Raw genomic sequence first — 21891 nt, 5'->3', positions numbered from 1 at the left:
GTTAATCCAACTTCAAATTATTTACTAATTAAAGCTGAAAAAAAAGAATTTATTGTAGCTGAATCCCTTGTAGATAGTCTTTTTACAAATTACAAAACTATTAACATTTTTAAAGGAAGAGATTTGGAAAATAAGGAATATATTGGACCTTTTGAAGAAATTTCATTTCAAGGAAACATTAAACACAAGATAGTATGCTGGAAGGATGTTTTAATAACCGAAGGAACAGGAATTGTGCACATAGCTCCAGGATGTGGTGCGGAAGACTTTGAACTTGGCAATATGCTTGAATTAGACATTCTTTGTCCTATTAATGAACAAGGATTACTAATTGTCCCACCTTTCAAAAATTTATCCGTACAAGAAGCTAAGGATCCAATATTATCAGATTTATCACGAAAGAACTTCATATTTAAAGTTGAGGAGATAGAACATCGATATCCAGTATGTTGGAGATGCAAAACAGAATTAGTTTTCAAATTAGTCTCAGAATGGTTTATTTCATGTGGAGAAATTAAGCCATTATTACGTCAAGCCAATTCTATGGTTAATTGGATTCCAGAATATGCAGAAAAACGAATGGATGATTGGTTGATTAACATGGGAGATTGGTGTATATCTCGGAAAAGATTTTGGGGTCTTCCACTTCCATTTTATCCATGTTCCTGTGGAAAACTTACTGTAATAGGCAATAAGGATGAGTTGAAAGCGTTTATTCTGAATAAAAATGATTTCAAAGAACTTCAAGAACTTCATAAACCTTGGATTGATAGAATAAAGATTAAATGCCCCTCATGCGGCAAAGCTGTCTCCAGAATATCAGAAGTAGGTGATTGTTGGTTGGATGCTGGGATTGTTCCCTTTTCTACCCTTAATTACCTTAATGATAGAAAATATTGGCAAGAATGGTTTCCAGCTGACTTAGTATGTGAGATGGTTGAACAAGTTAGATTATGGTTTTATTCCTTACTCTTTATGTCAGTTACACTTGAGGGAATAGCCCCCTATAAGAGGGTTATGGTCTATGAGGCTGTTAAGAATCAAGATGGAAGCGACATGCATAAATCTGCATTTACAAATAAAACATTAAGCTTTGATGAGACTAGAAAGATACTTGGTTCTGATTCAATGAGATGGTATTATGCCTGTCAAAAAGCTGATACAATCTTGAATTTTAATCTTGAAGATGCTTTAAAGTTCAAAAGCCGTTTTATCCCAGTTTGGAATGCAGTGAGATTTTTTGTTAATCTTGCATCTTTAGATATTCAAGAAATATCACAGCTCAAGAAAAAATCGGAAAATGTATTCGACCAATGGATATTATCACGTTTAAAAGAGCTGAATAAACAGTATCATCAAGCTTTTGCTTTAGGTGATCTAAGATCTCCAGTTTATGCCCTAGAAAGTTTTTTTGATGATCTTACCAATAAATACATTCGAGTTTCTAGAAGACGATTTTGGAAAACAGAGGGTGATCTGAAAGAAAAAGAAGAAGCTTACTCCACTTTATATACCGTACTAATAAATTTAAGTGTACTTCTTTCCCCATTTATGCCCTTCTTTGCAGAAAAACTTTATCAAAGTCTTCGTTTTCCTTTAGATCAAACCTTGCCTGAAAGCGTTCATTTGTTTCTTTTTAAAGACCTTGAAGTGGTAAATACCTCTAATGAAGCAATTAATGATGTAAATAGCTTTTTTGAAATAATTGAACAAGGTAGATCGCTTAGAAGTAAAGCTAAAATTAAATTAAGACAACCTCTCTCAAATCTAGTTGTTGAAAGTTTTGAGTTATTATTTACTCAAACCTTGTGGGAAGATCAGCTTATTGAAGCTGTTAAAAAAGAGTTGAATGTAAAAAATGTAAATTTATGTCGAAAATTCAATTTTCCTGTTTCCACTGAGGATTACATATCAACTACTTTTAATGGAAAATTTCGTCTTTATTTAAGAACTGAGATAACCATTGAGTTAGAAAACGAAGGAAATGCCCGTGAAATAGTAAGGATTGTTCAAAATCTTAGAAAAAGCCATTATTTGAACTTAGAAACTCCAATCAATATCCTTTACACTACATCAGATTTAAAATTGATCCAAAGTATTGAACAATTTAGTAATTTTATACTTAAGGAGACTATTGGGCACACCATCATAGAATCAGCTAAAATTCAAGGAAAAAAGTATTTAGTCAACGGATCCGTGATATATCTAAAAATAGATGTATCTTTAGATCCTTAATTTTTTTCTAAGGTCAATTTTTCTTATAGAATCAGGTAGTGAGCTATTAAATAGATTATACCGCTCCAAGAAATCTAAATGTTAGAGTTCCAGTTAGAATCTAAGATAATAATAAACCCATGGGAAATTCTTAACATAATTGGTTAGTAATTAAAGAGAAAGGAATTAAATAATAACAGAATGATAAAAAGAAGGCCCAAAAGGTGCGGAAAATGCCAGTAAATTCCTTTATCGTTTTTTTACCCTAATTTATCAATTTAAATTCATTCATGAAAAATCTTTAAGAAATTGACATTAATATATCAGCAGAATTCAAAGAAAAATTGTTAATAAACTTCGGTAAAGTTTGAACAATGAAATAAACAGTCAAGTTTAATTAACTGTTTAAAACCTTTATAACGATTGAATTTTATTAGTAATCAAAAGTGTCTATTATGTCGCCAATATTTAAACGTCCAAAATTTGTGGATGTCACGTCGGAGACTCAACGTTTAAAAGAGTTAGACCACTTCTGGATTCAAATATCAGAAATACCTATTTGTTTTAGATTTAGCTATCTCTCTGATGACGAATCAGGGGAATATATTCCAGCGGGTGATGAAAAAGCTCGGTTTAATGAGCCAATCTTAATGATTCATGGGCATGGGACATCCCATACGATTTTTAATTGGTTTGCTCGTGAACTTTGGTATTATGGATTTCGTTCCTTGTTTGCTATTGACACTTGGGAAATGGATGATCTCAAACAAGGAGCTGATAAGTTAATAGAAATTGTTAATTATATACAGGAAGTCACAACTGCTCATAGGATAAGTATCGTTGCGTATTCAACTGGTGGAATCATTTCAAGGTACTATACAAAGTTTAATCATGGTGATACCCAAGTACGCATATTAGCGATGGTTGGTACACCACACGATAAGGTGCAATACCTTCAAAATCTTATTGAATCAAAAATGGAGAAAGTTCAAATCCAACGTGAACTTGATTATCTTGAGGACATTAATTCAACTATTACAGAAAAAGAATTATATTATTTGACAAATATTAATATAGGGGGTGCTCTCTGGGCCCGTGACTTAAAATCAAATGAAATTCGGTTTGTACCACTATCTGATGCGATCAATATTACTCTTGGGCGAACCCAATTACGTGTCCACAAGCATAAAATTACTTTTAGAGTATTGAGAGACTTTTTTATTCCTAAAGTAGCAGTTTTTAAAATCCGTTTATTGGCTATAACAAATACACTCAGACCTCTAGGATTTCGGATACACTATAAAGGACATATAACCCAGAGATATCCCCAATCAGGATTTATTAAAATTCCATCAATGAAAGAAAAACAATCATTTATTCCTGAGGTTCCTATTATTATTTTCAGTAATTTTTTTTCACTAGAACAAAATGAGGACATTAATTTAACCATTTTCTCATTTGATGATTCAGGAATTCTACAAAAAACAACAGGAAAGGTAGATATTTCTATTAAGTATACAGAATTACCTGCAGTGGACTATTTTACACTGCATGGTACTTCTAATGAGCAAATAAGCCTTGCAGTATATACTTATATTCCATAATGTCAGTGAAATCATTGATAAGTGAAAATTTAATCCTAGAAATAATCCGTCTTATTAAAAATTCTAATTATATAGTTGCCTTTACAGGTGCTGGTATTAGTACTGAATCAGGAATTCCCGATTTTAGAAGTCCTGGCGGATTATGGGAACGTTATGATCCAGCAGAATATGCTCAATATTCCTCCTTTTTAGCTCATCCTGAAAAATTTTGGCAAATGCACCGGGAAGGGTCTTTATTAATCCAAAATGCTGAACCCAATGCTGCACACAAAGGACTGGCATTTCTAGAGAAAAATTTTAATCTAAAAACTGTGATTACTCAAAATATTGATTTTTTACATACAAAAGCTGGGAGTACAAACGTTTTAGAACTCCATGGTTCTGGTGAGTTTGGGAAGTGCTTGAATTGCAGGAAGATCTATCATCATAAAGCAATTACAGATCTTATTAATGAGAAGGGCATTCCACCTCGCTGTACACTTTGTACTGGGTTAATTAAACCTAATGTTATCTTATTTGGGGAACCTGTACCAGATAATATATTCTATGAGGCTAGTAGAGAAATTTCAAAGGCTGATTTAGTAATAGTTGTAGGTAGCAGCCTTTCTGTAGCTCCAGCTGTGTTTTTACCAAGATTAGCATTGTTAAATGGATCGAAATTAGTGATCATTAATGAAGATGAAACTCACTATGATGATGATGCTACCATCATTATCCGAGAAAAAGCTGGATCAGTTTTTTCAAGGATAATAGAAATTTTATCAAATAATCTCTAAAAATTTTCTGTCTACTTGAGTTCCTTTCCCATCAAAAGAGCATGGGCCCGTCGGAAATAATAATTTTTTATTTCCTTTTGAATTTTAAACCCATGAGAGCTATAAAAGTCAATAGCAGGTTGATTTTTAGAATAGACATGCAATTCAACACGTGAAATCTTATAGGTTTTTTTAATAGTTTCAATTAGTGTTTGAAGAAGTTGAGTAGCAATATTTTTACGTTGAAATTCAGGTTCGACAGCAATAGTAACAATTTTAAAAATTGACTGATCTATTTCATCTAATTCCCCTGAAATATATCCGATGACCTTTTCATTTAGACACGCACTATAAGTTATGAATTTTGGGTACATATACAAAAGCGAAAACAGGATAGAATATTCATAACGAAATTTCGGGCTGAAACACTTTTTCTCAATTTCAATAAATCTATCAATGTCTTCCATTATACTTTTTCGGATTACTACTTCTTTATGTACTAAATCTATAGCAGAAGTCATAATAGATCTTCCTGAAAATTAAATAATTTTATGTTTCGTTTTGAATTCTAGCTTTAACCTCGTTTTATTTATATGTCATCTATCATTTAAAGTTGCGGATTCTTGAGTACATTGATTGTTTATGGTTACTCATAAGCTTGCTACACTTGCATACGTTATATACATTAACCCAAAGAAAGCACTTGAAGTTTTACTACTATATCGTAACAAAAAAAAGGACGATTTCCATGCAGGAAAGTATATAGGAGTAGGGGGCAGGGTGGAGCCTGGAGAAACGCCCTTGGAATGTATTATTCGGGAGTTAAAGGAAGAAACAGGTTACATCTTTACTCCACAGAATATAAATTATCGAGGATATATTTATTTTGACGAAATTAATCGTGATAAGTTTTCAGAGGATATTCCAGCATTTAATTGGTTGGTTTTTTTATATACGGCTGTGGTACACGAGAAAAAAGGATTTATAAACCTTGAAGGAGAATTAAAATGGTTTTATATTGAAGATATTCCTTATAACAGAATGTGGGATGGCGATCGTTATTTTACACCATATCTATTAACAACAAATAACATTCTTGAAGGTAAATTCCTTTATAATGGAGAAAAAATACAAAATTGGACTTTTGGGAGAAATTGAATTTATTTTTCATTAAATCAAACTTTCTGATTAGAAGGTTCAAAAAGTCTTAAAAAGAGAAAATAGATTGAAAAGGTTTTTCAATCGTGATCCAAAAATAGGAAAAACTGTTAGTACACTTTTAGGAGCAGTAGAAGTTCCTATCCTTGAAGCTATCAGGTATAACAACAAATTAAATTCTAAGTATTATTTAAAAAAAATGGATTTCTTTTCAAAAGTGTATGGAAGTAAAATTATACCCTTAGACATAAGTTTACATGGAGTTAACCGTATAGCTTCCACAGAAGAAATTTTAAACATAATAAAGCAAATTCCATCACTTTCTATTGGATATTGTTATTGTAGGGCGACTAGGAAAAAATGTGATAACGAACTCTGGACATGTATTCATGTAGGAAATGCCAAAAATATACGTGAAATTGGAGAAAAGTCAATTACTAGAAATTCTACAGTAAAAGAAGTTGAAAAAATTCTTTCAAAGGCGAATGAAAGAGGATTAATTCATCAACTAATTACAGCGCCAACTTCTGAATATTTTTATGTTATTTGCTCCTGTTGTCCCTGTTGTTGTGTAATGCTCCAAACAGTCTTATTGCAACATTCTCATCGAAAAACAAAAATATTGCTTTAACTAGTAAATTTGTAAGCGTTCACAATCAAGAACAGTGCATAGCATGCGGAAGTTGCTCTAAATACTGTTATTTTTCTGCAAGAAGCTTCTTTAATAATCAATTAGTTTATCAAAGTAAAAAATGCGTTGGTTACGGACTATGTGTTACAAAATACCCCATTGGAGCGATTACAATGAAAAGAAGGAAGATTTATGAAAATTAGATTAGAATGATTAATGTAATAGCTTTTGTAAATTAGAATTTTAACTAATCAATCGAAGAATAAACAAATATAAAGGAACAGAGATTGATTGTACCTCCCTTAATAGATTATTTTATTCAGTAAATAATGATTACATAAGGGGATTAATCTTCTTTTCTCCCTTTATTCACAAAATTTATCTCAAGTTTAATTTATAAGGAAAAATATTGGTGAAATAGAATGATAGATCTTACATTAAATGAAGAAATTCTAAACCGAGCTGTAAAACGAGCAAAGGACAGAAATATCATCATACCAACATTTGAAGAGCAAAAAAATCCGAAAAAATTGGTTTCAGCGACAATTAAAGCGGAATTAAAAACTTTAAGTTTATGGGAAGTAGCGCCAAGGAATCTCTTCAGGATTACATGGAAAAATCAATCTGTGGAAAAAGGAGGAGGTTTTAATGATATTGCTAATTATATTGAACTTCCTTCAGAACTGACGGGAGTAGAAGCAAGAATTATTGCCCTGATAGGAAAATGGTTTCCAACAGGTGCTCATAAAGTAGGTGCAGCTTTCAGTTGTTTAGTTCCACGTTTAGTAACTGGTCAATTTGATCCCACCTCTCAGAAAGCCGTGTGGCCAAGTACTGGAAATTATTGTAGAGGAGGAGCATATGATTCAGCAATCCTCGGATGTGAATCAGTAGCAATTTTACCTGAAGAAATGAGTAAAGAGCGTTTTGAATGGTTAAAAACAGTATCTGGGGAAATAATCACGACTCCTGGTGGTGAATCAAATGTTAAAGAAATTTATGACAAATGCCATGAACTGAAAGCAGAAAGAGGAGATCAAGTTGTAATATTCAACCAATTTGATGAGTTTGGTAATCATTTATGGCATTATGAAGTTACAGGAAACGCTATTAAAGAAGTGTTGGATAAAGAGCTTCGAAGTAGTAAATATCGTGGATGCTGTTTCACGACTGGAAGTGCTGGTACTATTGGATGTGGTGACTTCTTAAAAGAGGAATATCCAACGAGTTTTATCGCAGCAGGTGAATCAGTCCAATGTCCTACTCTGTATGAGAATGGATTTGGAGCTCATAGAATTGAAGGGATAGGAGATAAACATGTTCCATGGATTCACAATATTAAAAACACTGATGTTATTGTTGCTATTGATGATCATGATGTTATGAACTGGGTTCGTTTGTTTAATGAATCAGCTGGTTTGGAGTACTTAGAAAAAGAAGTTGGAATTTCTGAAGATATTATTAGTCAATTACCTTTATTAGGGATTTCCAGTATGGCTAATATTCTCTTCGCAATTAAATTAGCAAAATATTATGAATTGACTAATAAAGATGTAATTATAACAGTATTTACCGATTCAATGGAAATGTATCATTCTCGAGTTATTGAATTACGAAACCAATATGGTGAATATAAAACAGTTAATGCTGCAATTGATTACCATAGATCTATCAAGCAATTAAAAACTGATTATATCCTTGAACTTTCGTATCCTCAAAAGAAACGTGTTCATAATTTAAAATATTTCACATGGATAGAACAACAGGGTAAAAATGTAGAAGAGCTAAATCAACAATGGTATGATAATTCCTACTGGTCTTCAATCCATAAACTGACGCCTAAACTTGATGAATTAATAAAACTGTTCAATGAAAGAGTAGCTTTATAATAAAATCCTATAGTTTTTTCATGAATCAAGGTGTTTTAAGTGGATAATAAGGAAACATTTTATAATCCTAACCTAATGTGTCCAAAATGTCGTAAAGAGGTTTATGAAGAAGATTTTATTACTAAATATTGTAATTGTGGATATAGATTACAGATTATTTTTAATTATGAATTATTGAAGGAAAAAGTGACAAAGAAGCTGTTTATAGAGAGACCATTCACTCATGAAAGATATGTTGAGTTCTATCCTCTAAAGGATCCAAAGAATTTAATCCTTTTAGGGACGGGTGGAACACCATTAGTCAAAGCTGAAAAAATAGCGAAAAAAATTGGAGCAAAAAGGTTATTTTTAAAAATTGAAACTGGAAATCCTTCAGGAAGTTTCAAAGATAGACCTATTTCCGTTGGAGTTTCAAAAGCTAGGGAATTAAAATCAAAAACAGTCACTGCAGCATCTAGTGGAAATGCAGCAGCAGCTTTAGCCACTTATGCGGCTAGAGCTGGATTAAAAGCTGTTGTATTTGTACCTGAGTCCGCTCCTCAAGGTAAAATAGCACAATTAACCTTTTTAGGAGCAAAAGTAGTTCGCGTATCTGTTGTAAAAGAAGGAGAAGACCCTACCGTAGTATTATTTAGAATGGCATTTAAGGAGTTTGGATGGACACCCAGTCCTTCCTTTGGCCCTTTTAATCCCTTTCAATTTGAAGGAACTAAAAGTCTTGGATTTGAAATTTGTGAACAGCTTGGGTGGGAAGTCCCTGATTGGGTAATTTGTAACACTGGAAGTGGTGGATTACTTGCGGGGACATATCGTGGTTTTGAAGAATTTGAAAAGCTGGATTTTATTTCTAATACCCCGAAAATGGTTGCAGTCCAACCTGAAGAATGTGCACCAATTGTCGAATCTGTAAAACAAAAAATAGAGCCATTAAATTTTCTGGATTGGAATAAAACTCCTAATACTGTTGCAGGTGGATTAGCTGATCCTCATCCGTGGGATGGGAATGAAGCTTTAGAAGCAATATATCAGAGTAAAGGAACTGCAGTTGCAGTCAAAGAGGAAGACATTCTTAGGACACAAAACTGGCTTGCAGCTGATGAGGGTATTTTTGGTGAACCTTCAGGAACAGCTGCTCTAGCAGGCTTAGAAGAATTAATTAATGATGGAACCATCGATACTAATGATGTTATAATTCTTCCTATAACTGGAACAGGTTTTAAAGATCCTGAAGTTGTATTTCGATCCTTTAAAGTATATGATTCAATTCCTCCTGATCTAAGTGCTTTAAAATTCTTACTCAAACGTATATGATAGAATTTTTTTCACTCTTAAATCAAAAATCCAAAGAATTATAAAAGCTAAAAATGAACAGAGACTAGCGAAAATAAAGATATTTAGATATTTCTGAAGATTCCAAAATAAAAAAATTCCATCGATTAGTGGGCCAAACGCACCAACTATATTTGCAAGAAACATCACTATTCCGAATGCTGAGCTTTGTTTTAAGGTGTTCTTTGCAATTAAACTATTTGTTGAAGGCCAGAAAATAGAATTACTCATAGATAATACAATGTAAAGAACTAGAATTAAAATATCTCCAAATGAGAAATAAATCAGAAGAATAACTCCAGCTTGGAGTAATGCATTAATTTTTAAGACAAAGGATTCACTGAATTTGTCTCCTGTAATTCCACCTAGGAGTTGTCCAAAGATTCCTATTAGTGTTGTTACTCCAATAAACAACGCTGCCTTTGTAATTTGAAAATTTTTGGATTCCGATAGAAATGGTGCGATTATAAAGTTGATCATGCCTCTAGATAAGGACATGGCAATGATAAAACCAAAAAGTAATATTATTCTAATATATCGGGCTTGAGATTTTGAATATTGATCAACCTTCTCATTTTTTTTATAATTAATAGGAATTGATTTCTGATTTAAATTTTTCCGACCAATCAATATCCAAAAGAGAAAGGCAACTATAACTAAAGGAAAAACCCAAAATAAATAAATTTCTCGCCAAGAAAAAGATTCTATAAGAAAATAAACAGATAATGGCCCAATAGAAGCTCCTATAGTTCCTCCAGCACCATGAAATGCAAGAGCTTTGTTATAGTTTGTTGAATATGAATTGGTTTCTTCATTATAAAACTTCTTTGTTACCCAAGCCAATCCTGGCGGATGATAAATTGCTAGTGCAATCCCAAGGATTATCATTCCTAAAACTGATCCCAAATAAATATCTCCCCATAAAAACATTATTAAGGATCCACAGGCTGCTAAAACTACACTTATCGACATTAATGAACCATAATTCATTTTTTCACTCCAATACCCAAATATTGGTGCTGGTAATCCAGCAGCTAAAGTTCCTAACGTACCTATAGATCCTAATCCGATCCATACAATTGAGTTGACATCAGAAAATAAATCATTTCCTACTAGAAGTAGAATAACGGGAAAAATAAAAAATGGAATTTCAACTGAAGCGTGCATAATTACTGCGGCGGTTAATTCAGAAATGTTAGAAATTTTATCTATTTTTTTATAATACACAGACAGAAAGCTTCCTATAGTTAATTAAAAATAGTTAAACTCTTTTGTTTGGATTTTAAGGAGAAATTTTGTCTATACTTTGATCATGGAAAAATGAATAAAAATGTGATACAAAAGAATAATATCGTTGAATATCTTATTTCGAATAAATGCCTTTTATCTAATTACATTTCAGGAATGTTATTAGTTTGCCTCGACCAATGTGGTTTGTTAATTTAATCAAAAAGGGTTTTCCACAGCGTTTCTTGTTTTCACGATTTACTAAATTTCCAATTATTGGACGAATGGTTGATCACATGCTTTTTGAAGGAGATGATATATTATATCTACCAAAAGATGAAGTTATTCAAATAAACAAAGCTATAGAACTTCATGGTGACATGGTATTACCTTCTCAGGTAGTTGATCATTTCATAGATGAATCAAATTATCATTGGATCATGGATTGGTGTATTTGTAGATCTTCGACATCTTGCAAGGATTATCCAGTTAATTTAGGATGTTTATTCTTAGGAGAAGCAGCCATGAGTATTGATCCTCGTTTAGGTAGACAAGTCTCCAAAAAGGAAGCTCATTCCCATGTAAAGAAGTGTCGTGATGTCGGATTAATACATCTAATAGGTCGAAATAAGTTAGATACCTTCTGGTTAAAAGTAGGTCCAGGTGAAAAGTTGCTTACTATCTGTAATTGTTGTGAATGTTGTTGTTTATGGCGTATCCTCCCCTATGTATCTAAAAAGATATCAAACAAAGTAACAAAGATGCCTGGAGTTATGGTTGAGGTGAATCATGATTTATGTATAGGATGTGGAACATGCACTAAAGACATTTGTTTTGTAAAAGCCATTCAACTTGTAGACAAAAAAGCCATTATTTCTGATTTTTGTCGTGGATGTGGTAGATGTGTCGAGATCTGTCCTCAACACGCCATTTTTCTTTCATTTGATGGATTAGAGAAAATATCTGACGCAATTGAACGTATTAATTCTCTTGTAGATGTTTCATAAAGGAAGATAGATTTCCATTAAATTTCTATTTTTGAATTTAATCATCTAAAATAACAAGAAAGGATTATAAAATTATAGATTTTTTCTTCTTAAATTCATAAAGAACATTAAATATGAACTTCACCTTTGGAATTACATGTCAAATAATTATCTTTTCATGAATTCTGTTCTTTTATTAATTGCTTTTTCAAGATTATCGGTAATAATGCCATCAATATTTTGCTTGAATGCCTTTTTAAGATAATTTTCATCATTTACTGGATATAAATTAATATGCAATCCAGAATTTTTTGCTTCTTTAAAGCCTCTTGATGTTAAATAGTCAAAATATACCTGTGTTAGTGTTCTTGAATGTAATTTGATTTTTTCAGGAGGCACAGGATCATAAAATGGATGAATAGCGTCACATTTTAATTCTAATGCTAAATCTATCTTCGGGAGATGACAAAGTAGAGCTGTTGGGACATTTTCATTATGTCTTTTAATTTCCTTAAGAGGTTGAATATTAAATGATGATATTATTAAATTAGAAATATCAAAATTAACATCATATTGGTTTAGAAGGTCGATTAGAAGAACAGCCCCTTCAAAGAATTTTACTTCAATATTTAATAAAGTCTTATTTGCAAATAATTCAAGAATTTCCTCCAGTGATGGAATCTTTATCCCTTTATTATTTAAATCGACTTCTTCGATTTCTTTTGTTGTTAGATCTCGAATTAGAGAGTGCATTCCTATTTTACTCAAAGATTCATCATGGTAGCAGACAAATTGTTTATCAGCTGTTAGATGGATATCAAACTCCAATCCGTCAGCATGATGATGAATCGCTGTCTGAAAAGCAGGTATTGAATTTTCAGGGTCACCATTAACCAAGTACCCTCGGTGTGCAAGAATATGCAAATCTCAAGGCCTCGGTCTTTATGATTTCAATAAATAGTTGTTAAAAATAGTAATTCTTTTAATTAGTCGTATTCTTCTTCTCCCGATGATTCTCGTGGAATTTCTACTTCCAATTGATCTAGGGCTTTCTTATAGCGTCTTGCCAAGGGACGAATCTCATTTTTTCTATATCGATAACTTATATCCGCTTTATCCCCCGTTAAATCGTCCCAAGGCTCAACTAGAACCACATCTCCTATTGAAATCCTATAACCCCTTCTAAATCGACCAGGAATTCGTGCATTTCTTTTAACATTATCTGTACAGAGAACTTCCATATGGCGTGCACCAAAGTTCCTAATAACCACCCCAATTAGTTCATTTTGGCTTGGATATCGCGTTCTCCGAGGTGCTTCGCTAGTTATTGGTACATTTTTTCCTTTCTTTTTATCTTTTGATTTTGGTTTACCTTGAACCATGATAATATTGCCTTCTAAATAGTTTTTTGATGAAATATTAATATTAAAGATTAATAACCTTAATTTCCTCCCCTTCTATGTTTTTTTATCAGCTTATTAAGAAGCAAAGGAGAGGACTACATTGTTAAATCCTTCATAAAGAGTCTTTTTATAAACCTTCAAATAGTTTTGCTAAATAAGAGTATCATAACTCTAATATTAAGGAATCAAATCATTTTTTATTTCTTAAAATTTACAAAGATTGTGTGAAAAAAGGCTTGAAAACAGAGAATAAATATCAGAAGAGGAGATTTTTATTCATTGTAGTAGATTCTGGTGATGGAAGTGGAAAAGACACTCAAACTAATCTAATAGCACGGTATTACATTAAGCAGGGGTATAATGTGAGAATAAGGAGCCATCCTAGCCTTGATAATCCCTTTGGAAGATTAACAAAAAAAGCTCTTGAAGAGGGTGGTACTAAGGGACATATGAAAGCAGCAATATTTTACATTATCGATGTAATCAGAACTTTAGTCAAATATTACCATCCTTCTGAAAATGAAGTTCTGATAATATCACGTTATCTCCTAGGGGTCTGTTACCTACCTAGATCTCTAGTTTTATTTGGGTACAACTTTTTTTCAACTTTTATACCAACTAGTGAATTTTCCTTTTTTCTAGATGTCTCTCCAGAAGTAGCTTGGGAGAGGATAAGAAACCGTGGCGAAAAAAAAGAGATGTTTGAATCTTTAGCTCGTTTACATAAGATGCACGAAAAAATGAGTTACATTACAAGATTAAAAGGATGGATAATCATTAATGGCAATCCCCCACCTATGAAAGTATGGTCAGAAATTAGAAAAAGACTTCCTTTATTCAACGGGATTAATTAAGAGGTAGATAGAAATAGCAATATTTAAAAAACCTCAATTCTTTCAGAATGTCCTAGGGCTGTCCTCATTCCAGATATTAGCCATGTTTAGAAGGGGATTGTTTTACAGTTATTTATCAATTTATTTGAGAAATTTTCTTGGAATGAGTGTAACAGAAACTACCTTATTTGCTACATTACCAATGATTTTAAACGTTTTTTTTCAAATGTTTGTTTGGGGAGTAATTTCTGATAGATATCAACGTAGAAGAACATTTATTGTTATAGGAGAGGTACTTGCAGCTGTTGGAACGATTTTGGTATTTCACACACATCGTACGGTAACTTCTGGGTTACTAGCAGGTTGGATCATTATTATTGGGCTTTCTATAATTGAAATTTTTTGGAGTATGTCTAATACAGGCTGGACTGCTTTAATTTCTGATATATTTCCTTATGCAGAGAGAAGTAAAATTCAGGGGAACCTTTCAAGTTTGGGAGGTATTGGTAGAATTGTGGGAGTTTGGGTTGGTGGTTTGTTGTATGATGGTTTGTCTATGTATTATGAAGGGTGGGGCTTTTATGAAGGTATTCTTTTCTATGTTGCAGCTGGCGTTATGATTTTGTCGGCAATTCCAATGTTTTTTATGCCAGAAGGCGGAATTAAAAGGTATCAGGAGGAGAAATCTCAAGATACAAAAATTCCAAATGGAATTAAGAATAAGGTATTCTTTATCTTTTTAATAGCAATGATATTCATCAATTTCGGTAGAAATTCGGTTGCGATTATTTTATCTCTCTATCTCTCTTTAGAAGAAGGTTTCAATCTAAGTAGTCAAGTTTTAAGTTATATAATCAATACACAATCTTTAGCTATTATTCTAACAGGAATTTTTGTTGGAGGGATTAGTTCCAAGCTAGGAACTCGAAGAACATTGATATTTGGGGCTTTAATTGCTATATTTTCTTTGATTATGTTTTCGACAATCTCCTTTCTCCCTTTAATCTATGTTGCAAGCTTTTTAAGAGGATGTGCTGACGTAATTGTATCAGCTTCATCATATACATATGCATCACGACTTATTAATCCTAAAAACCGTGCTAGATATTTCGGATATTATAATGCAACATTTTTCCTTTCATGGGGATTGGCAGGAACAATTATTGTAGGTCCTACAACTGATCTTCTTATCTTAAGTGGAATAGGATCAGTCCTTGCCCATCAATTATCTTTCTTACTGGCAGCAGGAATTACTTTTATTGGCGTTTTAATTCTAATTCTTATACTTAGTTATTTTAATCGGCATCCTCTTGAATCTATAGCCCTCGTGTCATAATCTCTTGATATTCCCTACATATTATTCAGATTTTATGATCTAATCCATATTATTAAATTGAGGAAAATTTATGTTAAATTATTCTTTAACAACGAATAATCATTTTAAAAATGATTTTAATTTCTTTAATCCAGGCGAATTAATATATTTTAGAGCAAATTTTTCCTCAATTCCTGAAAAATTCCGATTAAGAATATTAGATCAAAAAGAGAATACACGTCTAAATCATTACAATAGTGGAAAAGACAACGAGATTTTCATTCGTTGGCGAATTCCTAATGGTCTTAGAAAGGATCATTTAGGTATTTGGCAAATTATTATTGATACAGATAACGATCAATTTCGATTATTTTTCAATGTCAAAGTTGAATAGCCATGAAATTAATGAATTTTCCAAAATATTGATAAAGATCTCGATATGCTTGAATCAGTAGCTATATAGGTCATTAATATGCCTACTATCTGTATTTGTCTTTCTCAAGATCCTCAAATGACAGTTTTTTCATTTGCTCCTGGTGAAAAAATTAATATTCATGCTGTATTTGAAGAAGAAAATATTCCAGAAAGATATCGTCTTCGAATATTGGATAGTAGACAAAATTCACGTCTTAACCGCTATGGAAAAGGTTTCACAGATTTAATCGTTAAAGATTGGCCAATTCCAATACGAATAAGAAAAGAACATTTGGGTATATGGCAGGTGTGGATTGAAGATTTAAGGGGTAATGTGAATCCTATCAGCCAGATTTTTTTTGTTGAAAATACAAGTAGAACTGAAAGGAAATTGATATATGGTCCTTCAATTCTTCAAATCGGTTCCCCTGTCGAAGAATTGGTTCCTGAGCCTGTTATTATTGAGGAACCTGCTGTAATCGAAATGGTTGAAGAAAAGATTACATCTGGAGCGATTCCAGTTACAGTGATTAAAGGGGTAGGAAAGGTTACAGCAGCTAAATTAGCTGAGCTAAAGATATTTACTATTTCTGATCTGCTAAATTATGATGATCGAGGTTCCCTAGTTAAATTATTACATTTTTCCGAAAAGAAACTTGAAACAATGATTCAAAACGCTGAAAAAATATCAATTTATCCATCAGATCAGATAATACCAACAAGTAAGAAAAAAGATCTTCTTAATATTAAAGGAATAGGTCCAAAATCAATTCAACGACTAAATTCTATCGGAATCAAAACTAAATCAGATTTAATTAATTATAAAGATCTTATCAATCTTAAAAAGACATTAAGGATGTCTGAAAATACAATATTTAAAATTCTCCATGGTATAGGTTTGACTGAAACAGAAATTAAAATAAAAAAACCTGTGAAGAAAGCAGGTGATCTTCAAGACTCTGTAAGTGAACTAAAAGGGATTGGAAAGGTTACTACTCAGAAATTAAATAAAATTGGAATCTATACTCTTAAAGATCTTAATGAGTCCACTTATGAGCAAGTTAAAGAAATAACATCAAAATCAACGTTTTTAAAGTGGATGAAAGCAATTTCAACTTACTTACAACCTCAAGATAAGATAAAACCAATTATTAAAGAAAAAAGAGCTGAAACAGTCAAAAAAATACACAAATCTAAGTCTGAAGAAAATGAACTGTTATTAATTCCAGGGATTGGTAAGAAGACATATGAAAAATTGCTAGAACTAGAAATTAATTCTAAAAAAGCTTTACTAAATTTTCCAGAACCTGAAAAGGCCCGAAAAGCTCTACGGATGTCATTAGAACGTTTTAATAAATTGATCGCCACATTGAAAAAAGAAATTCCTAGTGGTTGAATAGGAAATTATAATAAAAGGTATTTAGAATCCATCTTCATTCTTGAGACATCTATCTTATTTATTATTTATAAAAACACTTTAAAACAATGTGATTTGAAAATTTTTCGAAAATGCTTTAGGAGGATGGACAAAAAATCATTGAATAATAATTTAAGTCGTAATTTGATTTTTGTCGGTTTTTTTAAAATTTGAGCTTTTTAGGAGATAAACTTTTATTACTGACTCAAGCTTTAGTTTTTTTTAAACACTAGTCATGTTAAATAAACAGTATTAAGGAAGTGTGGTTAGAGTGTCACAATATTTTGAAAATCTCGAATCTAGTGATAAAAATACACGTAGGAACGCTGCAGAAGCTTTAGGAAGTGTACGTACAAAAGCTTCTCTACGTGCTCTTTTAGATGCAGCTAAAAATGACCTTGAAAAGGACGTAAGAAAAGCAGCGATTGATTCAATTGAAAGATTAAATGATCGTGAGGCTATTCCAGTTTTAAATAGAATAGCAGAGAATGATAAGGATCGTGGAACTCGTAATAAAGCCAAAGATGTTTCTTTTAAACTTCAAGAATCTGGTCGATCCTTACCAGAAAGTCCAGATTTTTCTGCTAAAGATGCTCAGAGAGCTCGCGAAGATGCTAGAGCGATGGAAGAACATGAGAAGAGACAAACGGGTCTGCATGTCAAGCTTTTAGAAAATCTGAAATATCAAATCGATCGCGAAAATAACATGGTTGATGAAGATGGAGAACGGCTTGAGCGTTTAACTGGGACAGGAAAGGTTCAAATAAAGAATACTGGAAAAAAAGATCGAATATGGGCAATTGATGCAATATTAGAAGGAGTGGATGAAGTTTCTTTTGAAGCAGATGAAGAACAAGGAACAGCTGTTTTTGGTAATTCATTTGCTCTTAAAGAATTAAATCCCCAACAAATGAAATTTGTCCCATTCGAATTTTCTTTAGCAGCTCCACAATTACATCTCGAAGAAGATTTCTGGGATTTAGAGAAAACGGATTCACCACCATTATTTATTCGTGGTGAAGAAGGTGGAATGCGGTTTACAATTAAAGTTTCTAATAATTTTAATTGGCCATTAAGTAAAATAATGATAAAAAAATATATTTTGGATGAAACAACTCGTTTAAGTGACTATAAGGCTGACGAAGGAAGAATGAGCGAAAGCTCAGACCAAAATGGTCGACATCTTCTTTGGGAAATTGAGAAATTATCTGCAGGAACAAGTGCTACAGCAAGCTGCCTATTTACTGTCACTCTACCTGAAGAATCAAATGAACCATATACAATTGGTGATACAGTAGTCACCTATCGCGGAATGGAAACAAGTCTTTCAGGCCTCAAACTTGATACTATCACTGGTAGTTCCTCCGTATTTCAATTTATATCTCGTGATGAACAAGAAGAAAATCCAGGAGACTTTGATTGTCAATTTGAGCTTGAAAACACAAGCGAATTTGAGATGGATCTTAAAGAAGTAAGAATATACGAAGGCCCACTTGAAGAAGGAAATGTTCGTATTGAATGGTTAGGAAAAGACTTTCCTGAGGAAGAACGTTCAATAGATCCAGGCGAAACTTTCAAACTTGATCCTTGGACCATAACAGTCGCATCTGATGAAGAAATTCCGCAATTTGGACGAGACTTAGATCTAAGCGTGAAATATTTATTCGATGCCGAGATCCAAGCTGAATGTATTTTAGCTGGATATGCATTACCTTTCATGGCAATTGAAGTCACCAAAGGTTATGATCCTTTAGAAATACCATCATTCCGTAGAAGTGAAGTATTATCAGAACACATCATAAAATCAATTGGAAGTACTGAAATTCAATATCTTCAACTTGTTGATAAAATCCCAAGTGGTTTTGAAGCACCAGAGAAAAATCAAATTGAAATTAGTAAAGGTGAAGTACAGCTTGAAGAATTTGAATATTCAGTATCAGGTGAGACAATCACTATCACTATGGAACATTTAGAAGATTCTCCTATTGGATCGTTAGAACAAGAAGAAGAAGTTTTTGTCAAATATCCGATTTATGCAACAGCACGACCTAGTGAAGAATTCACAGGTCAAGTTGTGGTTTATGGAAATATTTACCCTGAAGTTAAGCCTATCAAAGCAGAGGCTGAAGCAGGCCCAATTACCGTTGTTCATAAACGAAGAAAACTTAAAATCGGAAAAATGGTTTCTTCAACAGCAAGTGAAGACCCTAATGAATACGAAATTGTCATTCGTGGTGAGAATGAAGGAACAGCAACAATAAAAAATGTTGAAATATCTGATTTTCTTCCTCAAGGTTTTGAATTAGTCTCAGATACTGAAGAGGAACCAGCTGTAGGCTATGAAGACCATTCTTCGGTGCGTGGTGGAAGAGCTATGAAATGGATGTATGAAGAAGTTCAACCAGGTCAAAAGGTGCAGATTCGCTTTAAAATTCGTGCTCCAGGGGATCATGATCCTAAAGAAGTTTACCGAATGTTATTAGGTTGATCGTCTTTAAAAGGGGTAATTTTACCCCCTTTTTTTTAGTTTTATTGAGAATTATATCTTTTCTACATAATACATAACTATAATAAATTTTCTAAGAATTAATTCATCAATTAAATCATAATTTATCTGTAATTAGAGCTTTATTTAAAAGACTTAGTTAAAATATTGGTGTTCCCATAAATATAGAAAGTTGTATTAAATCTTCTATTCATCGATCATTGATTTGATTTAGTGACGTGATTAATCTAACTATCCTAGAACATTTAGATAAACAAATAGAAATTGTTTTAATAGACAATGGACTAATTTTTAATAATCGATTTATAGAAAATTCACTGAAATAAATTATAATATTGTTGAGATTATTGTTTGTGAGATGATCAGAATATATCGAATTTCACTTCAACCAGCTTGTAGCAGGTAAAGAATTACAATAATAATCTATTCCGAAGAATAATAAGAGTCATTTAAAGATTAGGAAATTCAAATTATGCCTTCTTCTGAAATTAAAATAGAACAGGTGATTGCCCTTATTTTGGCTCAGAGCTCTGAAGATTTATTTAAACAAATTACTTCATTAGAGTCAAATGAGAATTTATTATTCCTTTTCTGGGCAGCTGAACAAATTGAACGAAATATAATCAGGTTAACTGAAAAACAGAAACAGCATTTTGTAAGTCAAATGAAGGTATTGAATAGTGCTAAAGATGATATCATTAAGGCAGATTTGAGTCAAAGTCTGAAAAATTATTGTCCAGATTTTTTGATCGGAACCCTTGAATATACTATTCGTAAAAGAGAAGCTCAAATTGATAGATTTGAAGAATATACCTTACTCTTTGATAAATTTAAATCATGGAAGAAATTAGGATTTAAAGATGAAAGACAAAAAAAATTATGGGAAAGATCTCTTAATGGACTGAATGAAGTATATGGATGGATGAATGAACGAGCTGAAACCTTTTTTATAACAATATTACCAATAATAAATGTGGAAACTTATCAACGGTTTCAGAGTTCAGGAAAAAAATTAATAAAGCATTTAAGAAAAGGTAGAACGGATAAACATGTTTTTCAAATTTTAGCTGCTTTATACCATTCTAATCCCATTTTATATCAACGTGTGACAGAGTATTGTTTAGAAAAAGATACAACTGTTCCAGATAAAGAATTGCTTACCTCCTCTCTAACCATATTACGAAATACAACAGAGGATTCTAAAGTAAAGGAATATTGTAACCTTTTATTAAAAAGTATCATATCCTAGGTGTAATACAATGAAAATTTATTTATCTGGTTCTATTCGAGGGGGAAGAGAATTGGCAAATACCTATACGTTAATTCATGATTATTTGATTGATAGAGGTTACACAGTTCTTGCAGAGCATGTTGCGAGTCCAGATGTTCTTGAGATTGAGACTAACATGTCCGAGGAAGATATTTATCTGCAGGATGTTGAATGGTTAAATATCTGTGATGCTATGATAGCAGAAGTTTCGGTACCGAGTACTGGGGTCGGTTATGAAATTGCTTTTGCTTTAGAAAAAAAGAAGCCTGTTTTAGCAGTATATGAACAAACACGAAAAATTTCTGCCATGATAAAAGGAAATACTTCTGCTACTCTCCTTCTCTGCTCATATAATGGGGAAGAGGATCTTATCAACATCCTAGATGATTTTCTCAAATCACTATAAAATTCTTCGAATTTCACCACAAATCTAATATTATTAATCAATAACTTACCATAAAATTGAAGTGTGAACAGTATGTTAAAAATTGGAGATAAAATACCTGATTTTCAAACAGTTTCAGATACTGGTGAAGAAGTAAATTCAATAAAATTAAAAGGAAAAAAATATGTAGTTTATTTTTATCCAAAGGATAACACACCTGGCTGCATAAAAGAAGCATGTTCTATTCGAGATAACTATCAGATCTTTCTTAAGAATAAAATCCCAGTTTACGGAGTTTCAGGTGGCAGCGTGAATTCCCATCAAAATTTTAGAGGTAAATTTGATCTTCCCTTTCCATTATTGATGGATGAAAAATTTGAACTAGCAAAAAGATTTGGAGCCTATAAACCAGGAAACCGAGTTGAACGTATAACTTTTCTTGTGAATGAAGAAGGTAGAGTTGAACAGATTTTTGGAGGAGCTGAAGGAGTTGAAAAAGTAAATACAAGTGAACACGCTAATCAGATTATTAGTTTCTGGGAGCTTTAACCAATC

The 21891-nt window shown here is 32.3% G+C and carries 21 protein-coding genes; 17 read left to right on the top strand and 4 right to left on the bottom strand.

Going from position 1 to position 21891, the window contains the following annotated elements; genetic code table 11:
* From ACWVCY_RS13915 to ACWVCY_RS13905, 3 genes are all read left to right on the top strand, one after another.
* Positions 1-2235 (top strand): class I tRNA ligase family protein (locus tag ACWVCY_RS13915; protein WP_455143554.1); only part of this gene is annotated, 2235 nt, incomplete at its 5' end.
* Positions 2236-2669: 434 nt separating this feature from the next.
* On the top strand, positions 2670-3818 hold the full coding sequence (locus ACWVCY_RS13910; protein ID WP_455143553.1) for an esterase/lipase family protein: 1149 nt from the start codon (positions 2670-2672) through the stop codon (positions 3816-3818).
* Positions 3819-3832: 14 nt separating this feature from the next.
* Complete coding sequence (locus tag ACWVCY_RS13905) at positions 3833-4594, top strand: SIR2 family NAD-dependent protein deacylase (protein ID WP_455143551.1); 762 nt, start codon at positions 3833-3835, stop codon at positions 4592-4594.
* Between the two features lie 11 nt (positions 4595-4605).
* On the opposite strand, the gene ACWVCY_RS13900 is transcribed toward ACWVCY_RS13905, so the two are convergent.
* The gene (locus tag ACWVCY_RS13900) at positions 4606-5094 is read right to left on the bottom strand and encodes a GNAT family N-acetyltransferase (RefSeq protein WP_455143549.1); all 489 of its coding nucleotides are present in this window, start codon (positions 5092-5094) and stop codon (positions 4606-4608) included.
* Between the two features lie 121 nt (positions 5095-5215).
* Here ACWVCY_RS13900 and ACWVCY_RS13895 point away from each other — a divergent pair, with 121 nt between their 5' ends.
* The 5 genes from ACWVCY_RS13895 to ACWVCY_RS13875 all read left to right on the top strand — a co-directional run bounded on the left by ACWVCY_RS13895 (position 5216) and on the right by ACWVCY_RS13875 (position 9562).
* Entirely contained in the window at positions 5216-5731 is a 516-nt protein-coding gene (locus ACWVCY_RS13895; protein WP_455143547.1) for an NUDIX hydrolase, read from the top strand.
* Positions 5732-5798: 67 nt separating this feature from the next.
* The gene (locus tag ACWVCY_RS13890; RefSeq protein WP_455143557.1) at positions 5799-6362 is read left to right on the top strand and encodes a hypothetical protein; all 564 of its coding nucleotides are present in this window, start codon (positions 5799-5801) and stop codon (positions 6360-6362) included.
* Positions 6278-6565: a 4Fe-4S binding protein gene (locus ACWVCY_RS13885; RefSeq protein WP_455143545.1), complete on the top strand. Its 288-nt coding sequence runs from the start codon at positions 6278-6280 to the stop codon at positions 6563-6565. Before ACWVCY_RS13890 ends, ACWVCY_RS13885 begins: the two co-directional genes overlap by 85 nt.
* A gap of 219 nt (positions 6566-6784) precedes the next feature.
* Entirely contained in the window at positions 6785-8251 is a 1467-nt protein-coding gene (locus ACWVCY_RS13880; RefSeq protein ID WP_455143543.1) for a pyridoxal-phosphate dependent enzyme, read from the top strand.
* A gap of 39 nt (positions 8252-8290) precedes the next feature.
* Positions 8291-9562 carry a threonine synthase gene (locus ACWVCY_RS13875; protein ID WP_455143542.1) on the top strand — a complete coding sequence of 424 codons (1272 nt, stop codon included), beginning with the start codon at positions 8291-8293 and terminating at the stop codon, positions 9560-9562.
* Here the strand turns inward: ACWVCY_RS13875 and ACWVCY_RS13870 are convergent.
* Positions 9545-10807, bottom strand: a complete 1263-nt coding sequence (locus ACWVCY_RS13870) for an MFS transporter (RefSeq protein ID WP_455143540.1) — start codon at positions 10805-10807, stop codon at positions 9545-9547. The two genes, ACWVCY_RS13875 and ACWVCY_RS13870, sit on opposite strands and share 18 nt — an antisense overlap.
* A 188-nt stretch (positions 10808-10995) precedes the next feature.
* On the opposite strand from ACWVCY_RS13870, the gene ACWVCY_RS13865 reads away from it, so the two are divergent.
* Complete coding sequence (locus tag ACWVCY_RS13865) at positions 10996-11814, top strand: indolepyruvate ferredoxin oxidoreductase subunit alpha (RefSeq protein WP_455143538.1); 819 nt, start codon at positions 10996-10998, stop codon at positions 11812-11814.
* Positions 11815-11961: 147 nt separating this feature from the next.
* Here the strand turns inward: ACWVCY_RS13865 and ACWVCY_RS13860 are convergent, their stop codons facing one another.
* Positions 11962-12717, bottom strand: a complete 756-nt coding sequence (locus ACWVCY_RS13860; protein ID WP_455143537.1) for a glycerophosphodiester phosphodiesterase — start codon at positions 12715-12717, stop codon at positions 11962-11964.
* Positions 12718-12779: 62 nt separating this feature from the next.
* The gene (locus ACWVCY_RS13855; protein ID WP_455143535.1) at positions 12780-13175 is read right to left on the bottom strand and encodes a translation initiation factor IF-1A; all 396 of its coding nucleotides are present in this window, start codon (positions 13173-13175) and stop codon (positions 12780-12782) included.
* A 257-nt stretch (positions 13176-13432) separates the two neighbouring features.
* Between ACWVCY_RS13855 and ACWVCY_RS13850 the strand changes: the two genes are divergently transcribed.
* From ACWVCY_RS13850 to ACWVCY_RS13815, 8 genes are all read left to right on the top strand, one after another.
* On the top strand, positions 13433-14050 hold the full coding sequence (locus tag ACWVCY_RS13850; RefSeq protein WP_455143533.1) for a thymidylate kinase: 618 nt from the start codon (positions 13433-13435) through the stop codon (positions 14048-14050).
* A 7-nt stretch (positions 14051-14057) separates the two neighbouring features.
* Complete coding sequence (locus ACWVCY_RS13845) at positions 14058-15365, top strand: MFS transporter (protein ID WP_455143555.1); 1308 nt, start codon at positions 14058-14060, stop codon at positions 15363-15365.
* Between the two features lie 70 nt (positions 15366-15435).
* Positions 15436-15738: a hypothetical protein gene (locus ACWVCY_RS13840; RefSeq protein WP_455143532.1), complete on the top strand. Its 303-nt coding sequence runs from the start codon at positions 15436-15438 to the stop codon at positions 15736-15738.
* A gap of 78 nt (positions 15739-15816) precedes the next feature.
* Positions 15817-17154 (top strand): helix-hairpin-helix domain-containing protein, encoded by a 1338-nt coding sequence (locus tag ACWVCY_RS13835; protein WP_455143530.1) that lies wholly within the window; start codon positions 15817-15819, stop codon positions 17152-17154.
* 292 nt (positions 17155-17446) lie between these two features.
* Positions 17447-19663: a HEAT repeat domain-containing protein gene (locus tag ACWVCY_RS13830; RefSeq protein ID WP_455143529.1), complete on the top strand. Its 2217-nt coding sequence runs from the start codon at positions 17447-17449 to the stop codon at positions 19661-19663.
* 490 nt (positions 19664-20153) lie between these two features.
* Positions 20154-20930 (top strand): hypothetical protein, encoded by a 777-nt coding sequence (locus ACWVCY_RS13825; protein ID WP_455143528.1) that lies wholly within the window; start codon positions 20154-20156, stop codon positions 20928-20930.
* Between the two features lie 10 nt (positions 20931-20940).
* Positions 20941-21357, top strand: a complete 417-nt coding sequence (locus ACWVCY_RS13820; protein ID WP_455143527.1) for a nucleoside 2-deoxyribosyltransferase — start codon at positions 20941-20943, stop codon at positions 21355-21357.
* Positions 21358-21429: 72 nt separating this feature from the next.
* Positions 21430-21885: a peroxiredoxin gene (locus ACWVCY_RS13815; protein WP_455143526.1), complete on the top strand. Its 456-nt coding sequence runs from the start codon at positions 21430-21432 to the stop codon at positions 21883-21885.
* Positions 21886-21891: the final 6 nt, after the last annotated feature.

Source organism: Candidatus Hodarchaeum mangrovi (assembly GCF_975850365.1).
This window is presented reverse-complemented; position numbering and strand designations above follow the sequence as displayed.

Excerpts from the sequence above, each read along its gene's own strand:
- ACWVCY_RS13825 (WP_455143528.1), top strand. The coding sequence starts at position 20,154 with ATGCCTTCTTCTGAAATTAAAATAGAACAGGTGATTGCCCTTATTTTG.
- ACWVCY_RS13900 (WP_455143549.1), bottom strand. The coding sequence starts at position 5,094 with ATGACTTCTGCTATAGATTTAGTACATAAAGAAGTAGTAATCCGAAAA.
- ACWVCY_RS13855 (WP_455143535.1), bottom strand. The coding sequence starts at position 13,175 with ATGGTTCAAGGTAAACCAAAATCAAAAGATAAAAAGAAAGGAAAAAAT.
- ACWVCY_RS13835 (WP_455143530.1), top strand. The coding sequence starts at position 15,817 with ATGCCTACTATCTGTATTTGTCTTTCTCAAGATCCTCAAATGACAGTT.
- ACWVCY_RS13880 (WP_455143543.1), top strand. The coding sequence starts at position 6,785 with ATGATAGATCTTACATTAAATGAAGAAATTCTAAACCGAGCTGTAAAA.
- ACWVCY_RS13895 (WP_455143547.1), top strand. The coding sequence starts at position 5,216 with ATGGTTACTCATAAGCTTGCTACACTTGCATACGTTATATACATTAAC.
- ACWVCY_RS13820 (WP_455143527.1), top strand. The coding sequence starts at position 20,941 with ATGAAAATTTATTTATCTGGTTCTATTCGAGGGGGAAGAGAATTGGCA.
- ACWVCY_RS13910 (WP_455143553.1), top strand. The coding sequence starts at position 2,670 with ATGTCGCCAATATTTAAACGTCCAAAATTTGTGGATGTCACGTCGGAG.
- ACWVCY_RS13840 (WP_455143532.1), top strand. The coding sequence starts at position 15,436 with ATGTTAAATTATTCTTTAACAACGAATAATCATTTTAAAAATGATTTT.
- ACWVCY_RS13815 (WP_455143526.1), top strand. The coding sequence starts at position 21,430 with ATGTTAAAAATTGGAGATAAAATACCTGATTTTCAAACAGTTTCAGAT.